Here is an 11652-nt window from a genome sequence, read left to right on the forward strand (position 1 = left end):
TTTGCTTTCTGCTTTTAGAAACGATAACGTATTCCGCCAGACAAATTGGTGCCAGATACACCGGCTTTTTGCAGTTTCTGCCGATAGCTGATATCGGCGTTTAGTACAATATTTTGAGAAAGATATGCATTCACCCCCATGCCTCCCTCAACTGAAGAGCCGGTAGGATCAACATGAAAAGTATCAGCAATTTTTATTGTTTTACCATCGCCAAAAGTTCTGATAACATTCATTTTACCATAGAAGGAAACAGCTTTGTTTTCTTCAACAGTCATTATCGTTTTTGTTAAACGTCCACCAAAACGGATCAACCATTGATGTGGATTGCCCATGTCTACTTTTAAGCCATTGGTATCTGAGAAAATATCAAACATGAGATTTTGATAAATGAATTGAGCTTGTGGTTCAAAGACCAGTCCTTTTGTATCGGTTGCTAATTTCTGACCAATGGTTGCAGATATATTAAGCATCTCGGTACCATCCAATTTTGCGGCATTCCCAACAAGAGCTGTGGTAATATTTCCTTTTAAGGTTCCGTAAGAAAGAAGAGCGTTGACATATATACCATTGCTATGCTGGATGCCGCTATAAGCGGTAAGTGACCATTTATCAAGCGTTGTCTTTTCAGAATCTTGCATTTCTTTTGGCGTAAAGGAAAGCTTTCCGTACGTTCCTAAAAGACCAAAATGTGTGCTTATGTCTTTACTTTCTAAGGCGGCTAATATGATCCCCAATTGTAAAGCTCCATAGTTTACATCAGCATCATAACCATAGCGCAGTGGACTGCGGTTGGAAGATAAAGAGACTTTTTCGCCGTAAGAGGAGAAAAAGAGATTATTCTTTTTATTATCTTCTGCTCCAAATACTGTTGTCCGCATAGCATCTAACAATGTGTTTTGATTGTTTACATCAGCAAATCCAGCAGAAAATAAAGTATTAGGCAGGGTTAAATAGTTTGCCACCTGTGGTAAAAGCGCTCGAACTTTTTTATCGTTATCAATATAGGCATTCTGTAAGCGGAAATCCCAGAAATTACTATTGTTGCCCAAAAGACTTTGGCTCTCATGAGATGTTCCAGGTTTATAGCCTTTGAGTACATATTTATAAGGTTGTCCACCTATTGTCATATAGTTTCCTGCTAATGTGAAGGAATTTTCATTTGCTTGTCCGGAAACTTGAATGATTGAAATTCCATGGGTTCCTAAAGGGAGTGACGCCATGTGTTCTCCCCAAACAGCAGCGCTATCGGTTATTTTTTTATCTGTTTCTTGCAGATTAATGTGAACAACAGTATTCCCTAAGACATCACCATTAATCACAAGGCGATCAGTTTGTTGCTCAGTGATAGGAGAATGTTTGTTCCATTGCGTGTTGACATAAATCTCTGCAATACCTGTTGCACTATAAACTGCTGCTGTGTGAGCTGTTTCATCTTCTTGCGAAAGATTAGACCCTATAAATAAAGTTTGGTAATGTCTCTCCATGGGCTTCTCAAACATAATGGCGCTGTTTGTAAGGCGCAATACAGAAAGGTTAGAATATGATTTTTCATCAAGACCAAACTGTCTATAGTCATCTAAAGCAGTATCATCATCTGAAACATTATCATTATTTACGGCGTTTTTATTTGGCTTTAAGAACCATTTTGTCTCTTCTTTTAGATCAAAAATTGTTCTATTATTTTGAGAAGTTCTTACCCGACCTTCTAAAGAAGAGTGATCCGCAACCAGTATAAGGGTGTTTGTGGATCCGCTTTCGTTTTGTATATTTTTTAATAAAACATCGGCATGAATTTTTGAATTTTTAAGGCTAACTTCACCGTTTGTGTTTGCTCCATAAAGGTTGATACCAACTCCATGGTCAACGAGAAGCTTCGTATTCTCTAGATTTATTTTACTCGCAATATCTTGTTCTTGAACGGTGTTGACATTTTTTTCAGCATTGCGTGTATATTGTTTCCTAGAGGCACGATATGGATTATTGCGGAAAACAATACCATTCGCTTCATGATTTCCTGTGACATGGACGCTTGAATCTTTAAGATTGATTATCCCCTCTATGTTGGTCAAACCAGTTGTTTCTGCTGTTGCAGTAATACCAGTGGCATCAATTTCTCCACCATCTGATACACTTAGTGCAACAAAACCCGCATCAATTATTCCTCCTATGAGGTTGACTTTGGAATTACTCCCCTCTGCATGGATAGCAATCACCCTGTCTTTAATTTTTTTGTTATGCAGAGTTATGTTCTTACCGTTTTTAGCTTCAACTCCAGCGCTTATATCCTCAATTTTTGCCGGATTTTCAGGCTGTTTTATGGGGGATATTGGTTGTGTAAGCTCTGATTTTTCAGATATTTTTTGTGCAGATGCAGATTGTGTGGGCACTTGTTTTACAGATTCTGATGCACCCTGTGATGTCGATTTTCCAGCATCTGGTCTGACAGATATTGCTGAGAACTCTGATGTATTAGGCGTCGGTGATTGTTCTGCTGTTGGTCTTGTAGATTCTGATTTTTGAGGTTCAGAGTTTTTAGATACTTTTTGTGTATCCGCTTCTGGTCTTAAAAGTATTCGCTGTCTGGGTTCTGATCCTTGAGGCTCTGGTGATTGCTCTTTTGTTGGTTTTGTAAGTCCCGAATTTGTGGGGTCAGAGTTTGCAGGTGTTGGTTGTAAATTGGGTGCAGATTGTGTCGCTTCTGATTGTGAAGAGACAGCAGAATTTGGAGGCGTCTTTTCGCTGGACGAGTCTGTAGAAGAGGTGGGGGCTCCTGAACGTCTTCGAGACTTTACTTCCATTTTTGTTGGGGGAGTGTTAATTTTTTCAGAAGAGTCTGTAGAGGGAGTAGGCTTTGTAGGTTCATCTCCGGTAAAATGAGGGGGGATGATCGTTCTTGTGGAGTCAGATGTTGTCGGGGGAGAAGAGAGATCTATCGTTGGAGTCATAGCATGAATAGCATAAGACAAACTGGTGGAAGAACAAAACAGAACTCCGGAAACTGTGTATAGTAAGAAGCTTTTTTTCATATGGATGTATTCCTAAAATATTTCCCCCCTCTCTCATAAAAAGTAAAACTTTGACCTCATTATGTCTCTTTTGTAAGAGACAAAACGAAACATAATGAGATCTATTCATATTTCAAGATAAGGAATACAAGTATTTTTAAAAGTGATAGCGCATTCCGCAGGAAATACTTATTCCAGATATGCCAACTTTTTTGAATTTATGTTGATAGCTGAGATCACTATGAAGCTGAATATTTTGTGATAAGTGTGCGTGAATACCAACACCACCTTCAATTAAAGATCCCATAGCAGCAAGCGGAAAGCTTTTACTAAAAGTTTTGGTCATATTCAGTTTGCTATAGAAGGAAACGGCATGACCTTTGTTTTGCGTTAAACGTCCGCCAATACGAAGCAACCATTGATCAGGTTTTCTGATATTCATTTTAGAGTTATCTTCATCTGAGAAAGAGCCAAGCAGGAGACGTTGATAAACAAGTTGTACTTGCGGTTCTAGGATGACACCTTCAAAACTGGTTGATAGTTTTTGACCAACAGTTGCAGCAGCCCCTAATGTTTTTCTATTATTTACTTTTAGGGTATGCTTGATGTTACCTGCGGTAATATTGTCTTTGAACATTCCATAAGAGAGAAATGCACTTGCATAGATGCCACTGTCATGCTGGATGTTTCCATATGTGGTGAGGGACCATTTATCAAGCATCTTCTTAAGAGAGCTTTCTTTGTTTTTAGGAGCAAAAGACAATTTCCCATATGTTCCGAAAAGACCAAAATTGGTGCTGATGTTTTGATCTTCTAGCGCTATTAATGTTGCACCTGCTTGCAAGGCAGCATAGCGGATATCTGCTTGAACGCCATCTTGTTTTGTTGGAACTTTAGAAGAAAACGCACTCTTATTGCCATAAGTAGATAAGAAAATTCCTTTCTCTTGATGGTCTTTGGGTTCAAACATTGTTATTTGCATATTGTCTAACAAGATATTTTGATTGTTAACATCAGCAATCCCAACAGCAAACATCGCAATAGGCATGGTTAAAGAACTTTCTACTTGTGGTGTAAGAGTTGTTCTTTTTTCTGTTTCATCAAGAGAAGTAGACGTTGCTGTATCGGCTGTAAGTTTAGAGGTGCTCTGTGTATCAGCGGTAGCGGTGCTATCATCCTTTGAGAGCAATTTCGCATGAGCTTCTGTGGGGGGGGTAAGAGTCGTTTTCGATACTGAGGGAGTGGTGTTCGTTTTAGGATCAAGATGAGACTGCGAATTCTCATTTATTGTAGGCTGTGTAATTCCATGACTTGTTCTTATGGATGAAGTGTCCGTTGGAGGAGGGGATGTTTTTTCTTTTCTCTCCACGTTGGTTATTCCATCCGCGTTCAAAGTCTCTAATACTGCTTTGCGTAAAGTATTGGAAAGTTCCTTGTTTTGTCCTTGTAAGGCAGTATCCACTTGTGCCGCCTTATGTAATATTTCTGCTGTATTTTGCAGTTTGTGCCAATCACGATTGTCTTGGCTTACCCATTGTTGGCGCGCGGTATTAACACGTTGTTGATTATCAGCTTCAAGGATTGCTGCCGCCTTTACGGCATCGGAAACTGCTTTGTTGTAGCCACGTAATAAATTTTCTCTTGTTTTTAATCGATTCTGACGTAATTGTTCAAGTTTTGCTCTGGCTTGCATCATGCGGTCCGCATCACGATTAAATTGCTCTGACATAGCACGAGCGTATATAGAATCTCTTCCTTTCCGCATTTCCTCTCTATGATCAGGAGTTGCATAACGACCGATCCCTGAGAAATATCTGTTAATTTGAGTTCCTGAATCATCTAATGCTTTTTGAAGTGCTTGATTAAAGTGCGAATTATCTTCCATCATGGCGCCAGAGGCGATCTTCTCAAGATTTTTTTCTGCTTGTGTTGGTGTGTTTATTAAATCAATGGCATGGCGATATTGTTCAGGTAATTTAATAATTTCCTCAAGGGCATGGCGTTCCTCAGGGCTTAGGCTAGAGGCGGTGCTGGTAGATGTGAAGGTAAAAGAAGAAAAAAACAAAGTACAAGCAGTTGTACATAACAAAAAATTTCTACGCATAGAAATGTCCCTTAAGATATTTTTCTTTTTTAAATAAAAATGAACCACTCTTTGACACATTACAATTTTTTGTAATGTGTCAAATATAAGCAGCACTGCTTACATTTCAGCGCTGCTTATGTGTCAAAAGAGAAAGCTAAGATTTCTAAAAGCGATAACGCATTCCACCGGAAAAATTAATTCCAGAGATTCCAGATTTTTGGAGTTTATGTTGGTAATTAACGTCAGCATGAAGTGCGAAATTTTTGGAAAGTTGCGCGTTAACACCAAGTCCCCCTTCAAGAGAAGAGTCCATAGAATCGAGATGGAAAGAATCAACAATATCAATTGTGTTTTTCTCACCAAAAGCTTTAATGACGTTCAATTTACCATAAAAAGAAAGAACACGATCGTTTTCAGAGGGAAGTATTATTTTTGCTAAACGCCCTCCAATACGAACCAACCATTGATGGGGGGTCTTTATATTAACCTGAAAACCATCGACATCTGAAAGTGTTCCAAAGGCAATATGTTGATAAATAAGTTGCGCTTGTGGTTCAAAGGCCAATCCTTCAACACCGGTCGCTAGTTTTTGTCCAACGGTCGCTGATATATTCAATATATCCGTATTTTTTAACTCCGTGGTGTTGCCGATAAGGGCTGTCGTAATATGCCCGTTTAAAATACCATAAGAGAAAAGTGCGTTAACATAGAGACCATTGTCATGGTGGAGATTACCATAGGCCGTCAAGGAGCGCTTATCCAGAGTGCTTTTGTCAGAGCCTTCCATATCCTTTGGCGTAAAAGAGAGCTTTCCATAGGTACCTAAAAGACCAAAATTCGCGGTAATGTTTTGATTTTCTAGCGTTGCTAATGTCATGCCTGCTTGTAAAGCAGCATAATGAACATCCGCACCATAACCATATTCCAATGAACTACGGCTGGAAGATAATGTGACCTTGCTGCCATAAGTTGATAAGAAGATTCCTTTCTTTTTATGACCTTCTAATCCCAAAACTGTTGAGTGCATATTATCTAACAGTGTATTTTGATTGCTTACATCAGCTAATCCAGTGGAGAATAGTGCGTTACTCATCACCAAATAGCTTGCCATCTGCGGAACAAGAGCTTTGATTTTTCCTTCATCATCGAGGGTTGCATTTTGCAAGCGGAAATCCCAGAAATTTTCATCTTCTTCCAAGAGCACTTGTACGTTGTTTTCCTTTCCAATGGCTGATGCATTGGTATCTTGTGCATCTTTTTCTTTTGATTCTTGCGCTCTTCCGCTTAAATGACTTTGTGCACTATCGGCTTTCCCAAGGCTGGAGGTTGGTCCATAGCCATTGAGTATATATTTATAAGGTAAGCCCCCCATTGTGGTGTAGCCATGGGCAAGTTTGAAGGAATCCTCATTTGCTTGCCCAGATACTTGAATGAGTGAGAGCCCGCGCACATTCAAAGCAATTGAATCATCTGCTTCTTCATTGGATGATTCTGCATGCTTTGAAAGATTATTGAAATAGATCTTTGTGGTACCTGAGACATCACCACGAATGAGAACACGGTCAGTTCTTTGTTGTTCTTTTGTAAGACCATTACTCCATTTGGTATTAAAATAAATTCTTGCCTCGCCTGTTGCATTGTAAACTGTTGCTGCATCGGAGCTTCTGTTTTGCTCTGCTTTTTGTGGATGTCTTCCTACATTTAAGATTTGATAATGGTTTTCTATTAAATCATGCGGGGTATTAAATATGATAGAGCTGTCATTAAGGTTTAGAATTGAAACAACAGATTGTGCTCGTTGTTTAATGTCAATGAGTTTGTACGAATGAGATGAGCTGTATTCGTCTTCTACTTCAAATGGACTAATTTTTAAGTACCACTTGCTGCCATTGTTCAGAGTAAAAATCGTCGTATTTTCAGTAAAGGTTTTTACTTTTCCTTCCATAATTGAATCATCAGCGGTTAATACGAGAGTCTTAGGCCTAGTATCCTCCGGTACGCTTTTATTCTTCAACAACATGTCAGCACGAATTTCTGAATTTTTAAGAAAAACCTCAGCAACAGATTTAGACGAATACGGTCCCGCAATACCAATACCATCTGACATCAAAAGTTTTGTGTTGGTAAGAATCGCCTTATTGACGACCTGTTCTCCCTCTTTTACGTAAGAATCTGAGATGTAGTCAAAACGAATACCATAATTTTTATGATGTCCTGTGACGGTTATGATTGAATCTTCAACATGGATTGTCCCATTGGCAATTTCTAAACCATGCGTTCCTGCTTTTCCCACAATTTCTTTAGCATGAATGCGTCCACCTGTGGCTGCAGAAAGCAAAACACTATTGGAGCGCATTGTTGAGTTTTTAATGATAATAAAGGCTTTGTCATCAGCGACGACTGCATTATAGTTACTACGGACAAAAACATTTTTTAAGACCTTTTCTTCTTCTGCCTTATCCGCACGAACCACGCTCATTATAGAAGGTTGTGTATTTGCATAAGTTGAACCGAAATGAGAAAAAATGAAAGTTCCAGCAATTGTACATAACAAAAGATTTTTCTTATAAATAAATTTCTTACACATAGATATGCCTTTAGTATTGGTATGCTTTGATGCTTACTTCATTCCCCTGATGGCGCAAGTACTTTAACGATTTTTATATCATAATGTTTTTTATGTAAAGAACAAAACGAAATATTATGTGGTGTTCTCTATAGTTTGAAGATTTGCTTTGGGAACACTTTTGATCTGCTAATGTAGTTTAGTGAAAAACATTCCCCAAAAACATAGATTTAGTAAATCCATGTTCAAACAATGCTATGAATTCACCTTCAGCGAATAGAGCTTATTATCATGAGAGTTTTTTAGAATTAAGATGAAAGATATATTATTACGCTTGTGAAAAATTTTGAGTAGATTTTTTCTGTATAAAGAATAAGTAATTCGTTACGCTGTCTAAATATAACTAAAAAAGTCAAAATATTTCTTTTTTGGGTAAATACTTAACAATTTTTCAACCGATGGCACTTTTTATGATTTACAAAACTAAGCAGCGCTGTTTCTATTTCAGCGCTGCTTATATTTTAAAAATAACGATCAGAAATTTTTAAAAGTGGTAGCGTATTCCACCAGACACATTTATTCCAGATACACCAGCTTTTTGAAGTTTCTGTTGATAATTAACATCAGCATGAAAGGCAATATTTTGTGATAATTGTGCATTCACACCAAGTCCACCTTCAATGGCAGATCCCATAGAATCAAAGTGGAACGTATCCCCAATCTGTATGGTGGCATTGTTAGAAAAAGCCTTAACAATATTCAATTTACCATAGAAAGAGAAAATACCACCTCCCTCAGTAGGAAGCGTTGTTTGCGTTAAGCGTCCACCAACACGCACCAACCATTGATGGGGATTGCCCATATTCACATCAAAACCATCAACATCTGAGAGTATGCCAAGCATAAGACTTTGATAAACAACTTGGGCGTGTGGTTCAAAGGCCAATCCTTTCGTACTGGTTTCAAATTTTTGTCCAATGGTTGCTGATACGCTAAATGTATCAGCGTCAGTTAATTCTGCCGTCTTGCCTATAAGAGCTGTAGTGACATTTCCCTTGAGAATTCCATAAGAGAAGAGCGCATTGACGTAGAAGCCATTATTATGGTGGAAGCGACTATATGCAGTAAGAGACCATTTATTGAGTGTACTTTTATCAGCACCTTCCATATCTTTTGGAGTGAAGGACAATCTCCCATATGTACCCAAAAGACCCAAATTTACGGCGATGTTTTGTTCTTCTAATGCTGCTAATGTAACGCCTGCTTGTAAAGCAGCATAGTGAACATCAGCACCATAACCATATTGCAATGGAGTGCGGCTAGAGGATAATGTCATCTTATTGCCATAAGAAGATAAGAAAAGCCCTTTATTTTTATGATTTTTTGTTTCCGATGCTGTTGTTCGCATATCGTCTAATAATGCATTTTGATTGCTTACATCAGAAAGTCCTGTGGAAAATACAGCGCTGGGCAACACCAAATAGCTTGCCACTTGAGGAACAAGGGCTCTAATCTTTCCTTCATTATCAAGTGTAGCACTTTGCAAGCGGAAATCCCAGAAATCTTCATCTTGCGCATTTTTTTTATCTTTTGAAATCCCTTCAAGAGCATTTCCGTTTATAACGTAGCTTGTGTAGTCTTTAAGGGTGTTTTCTTCTGATTCCTGAGATACACTTCCCAAGAGGCTTTGTGTGCTCTCTGCTTTTCCACGACTTGAGGTTGGCCCATAAACGTTGAGTACATATTGATAAGGCAATCCCGCCATTGTGACATAGCCATTTGCCAGCTTGAAGGATGATTCATTTGCTTGTCCAGAGACTTGAATGAGTGAAAGTCCCCGTGCGTTTAAGGGAAGGGAATCCTCAGTCTCTGATTTTCTATTGTTTGAAAGATGATTAAAATAAATTGTTGTGGTTCCAGAGATATTTCCATGAATAAGAAGGCGGTCAGTTTTTTGTTGTTCTGTTTCTAAACCATCACTCCACTCGGTATTGAAATACAACCTTGCATTACCCGTTGCATAATAGGCTGTTTCTACAGTAGGGACCATATTGTCTCGTGATTCATAAACCTCAGCAGTTTTCCCTACACTCAAGATCTGATATTGCCCCTTTCCCAAAGCAGATGTTACATTAGCAGACGGTGCGTTAAATATAATAGAGCTATTATTAAGATTTAGTACTGAAACAGTAGAAAGTGCTCGTTGTTTAAGGTCACTGAGATCGAAATTAAAAGTATTAAAATCAGTATCTGAGTCCTCTTGACTGACTTTTAAGTACCATTTGCTGTTGTTGATCAGAGAAAGAGTCGTTGTATTTATTTTTAAGGTTCTTGCTCTTCCTTCTAGAATCGAATTATTCGCGGTTAATGTAAGAGAGACAGGAAGAGTATCGTCATCATAATATTTACGTCTGGTTTTATTTCTCAATAAAACATCAGCCCGAATTTCCGAATCTTTAAGGGAAATTTCAGCAACAGATTTTGAACCATAAGGACCCCGAATACCGACACCATCTTTCACAAGAAGTTTGCTCTTGGTAAGATTAATCCTATTGACAACATTTTCACCTTCTTTTACGTCACTTTTTGGGGTTTCATAAAGAACGATACCGCCCCCTCCAGCTCTTTGAACGGTTATGATTGAATCTTCAATATTGATTATACCGTTTTTAGTTTCTAAACCTTTGTATATTGAATTCGCATCAATTCTTTTCGCGTGAATTTGCCCACCTTTTGATACGGAGAAAGCAACTGACTCTGTGTGTATTGTTGAGTTTGTAATTGTGGCAATCGCTTTTTCAGTTGTAGAAACCCCAGCTTTCTTATTGCGGATAAAAACATTATTAAGAGTCTTTTCCTCTCCTTTACCCAGCTCAAACTCATTAATAATTTCAGGAGGTTGTGTATTTGCATAAGTTGAACCGAAATGAGAAAAAATGAAAGTTCCAGCAATTGTACATAACAAAAAATTTTTCTTATAAATATATTTCTTACACATAGATATGCCTTTAGTATTTGGTATGCTTTGATGCTTACTTCACTCCCCTGATGGCGCAAGTACCCGATCAGCTTTTATATCATTATGTTTTTATTGTAAACAACAAAACAAATTATATTATGGTGTTTTCTATAATTTGGATTTTTATTTCAGAAAAGCTTTTTTCGATTATTATGAAAAGCAGTAAAAAATGGACTGCATAAAATCTAGTTTGGTAAGTTTATACTAGATGAAACATTATAGATAAAACACAATAAAATAAATATGTTGAGTGAAGCAATTTTATATTGATCCCCTTCAGAATCCACACTTTTATGCATGATTCATTTGACCATTTTTATATAAGATTGCCATGTATGAATAGATAATAAAAAGCAAATCATGAGAAAAAATTATAACGCATGTGCGCATTCAAATGAAATGAAAAGCAGATATCATTCATAACAATTCATAAATTTTATGATACGTTTTTATCACAGCACAAATCGCATACGTTTAAAAAATGGTATGAGTTTTGCTCTTTTTTGAGCGAAACCTTCAAAGGAATAATCATTTGAAACAGTCATAAGCTTATGGGTTTAATTTATAAAAATTGCATAAAAGGATTTAAAGACAAGATCACTTTCAAAACGCTTTCTAAAAATTTAGAAAATGATAAGTAATCAACATAAATATAGTATCATCACAACAGCTATGCTAACTTTAAAAACGGAACTGTATTTGCTTCCACAAAAAAATGGAAGCAAACAATGCTATGGCAGTAGAATTACTATCTACTTTAGACTTGGTACTAAAAAACGTTTTAAGAGTATAGGTTAAAAGCACTGAGCCCAAATATGGACTGAGTGATTTTAGTCCCCTCAAATTTGAGGGCATCTATTTAGACAAGATAAGCAAGTAAAATTCAAAATCGTTGTAACATTTTTAAGCGGGGATAATTTACCAGCACTTGAACTTCATAAGCACGACTGTTCTAACTGGGAATTCACGTTAGAGC

Annotated in this window: 4 protein-coding genes; all 4 read right to left on the reverse strand. The window is 37.5% G+C overall.

Going from position 1 to position 11652, the window contains the following annotated elements; all coding sequences use genetic code 11:
* Positions 1-14 precede the first annotated feature (14 nt).
* The 4 genes from ACFIM1_RS03270 to ACFIM1_RS03285 all read right to left on the reverse strand — a co-directional run bounded on the left by ACFIM1_RS03270 (position 15) and on the right by ACFIM1_RS03285 (position 10655).
* Complete coding sequence (locus tag ACFIM1_RS03270) at positions 15-3026, reverse strand: autotransporter outer membrane beta-barrel domain-containing protein (protein ID WP_375609241.1); 3012 nt, start codon at positions 3024-3026, stop codon at positions 15-17.
* A gap of 136 nt (positions 3027-3162) precedes the next feature.
* Positions 3163-5109 (reverse strand): autotransporter outer membrane beta-barrel domain-containing protein, encoded by a 1947-nt coding sequence (locus ACFIM1_RS03275; RefSeq protein ID WP_375609242.1) that lies wholly within the window; start codon positions 5107-5109, stop codon positions 3163-3165.
* 145 nt (positions 5110-5254) lie between these two features.
* Positions 5255-7678 carry an autotransporter outer membrane beta-barrel domain-containing protein gene (locus tag ACFIM1_RS03280; RefSeq protein ID WP_375609243.1) on the reverse strand — a complete coding sequence of 808 codons (2424 nt, stop codon included), beginning with the start codon at positions 7676-7678 and terminating at the stop codon, positions 5255-5257.
* A 523-nt stretch (positions 7679-8201) separates the two neighbouring features.
* Positions 8202-10655 (reverse strand): autotransporter outer membrane beta-barrel domain-containing protein, encoded by a 2454-nt coding sequence (locus ACFIM1_RS03285; RefSeq protein WP_375609244.1) that lies wholly within the window; start codon positions 10653-10655, stop codon positions 8202-8204.
* Between the last annotated feature and the right edge of the window lie 997 nt (positions 10656-11652).

The organism is Bartonella sp. AC158YNML, from assembly GCF_042196725.1.
Taxonomy (GTDB): Bacteria; Pseudomonadota; Alphaproteobacteria; order Rhizobiales; family Rhizobiaceae; genus Bartonella.

Excerpts from the sequence above, each read along its gene's own strand:
- ACFIM1_RS03275 (WP_375609242.1), bottom strand. The coding sequence starts at position 5,109 with ATGCGTAGAAATTTTTTGTTATGTACAACTGCTTGTACTTTGTTTTTT.
- ACFIM1_RS03285 (WP_375609244.1), bottom strand. The coding sequence starts at position 10,655 with ATGTGTAAGAAATATATTTATAAGAAAAATTTTTTGTTATGTACAATT.
- ACFIM1_RS03270 (WP_375609241.1), bottom strand. The coding sequence starts at position 3,026 with ATGAAAAAAAGCTTCTTACTATACACAGTTTCCGGAGTTCTGTTTTGT.
- ACFIM1_RS03280 (WP_375609243.1), bottom strand. The coding sequence starts at position 7,678 with ATGTGTAAGAAATTTATTTATAAGAAAAATCTTTTGTTATGTACAATT.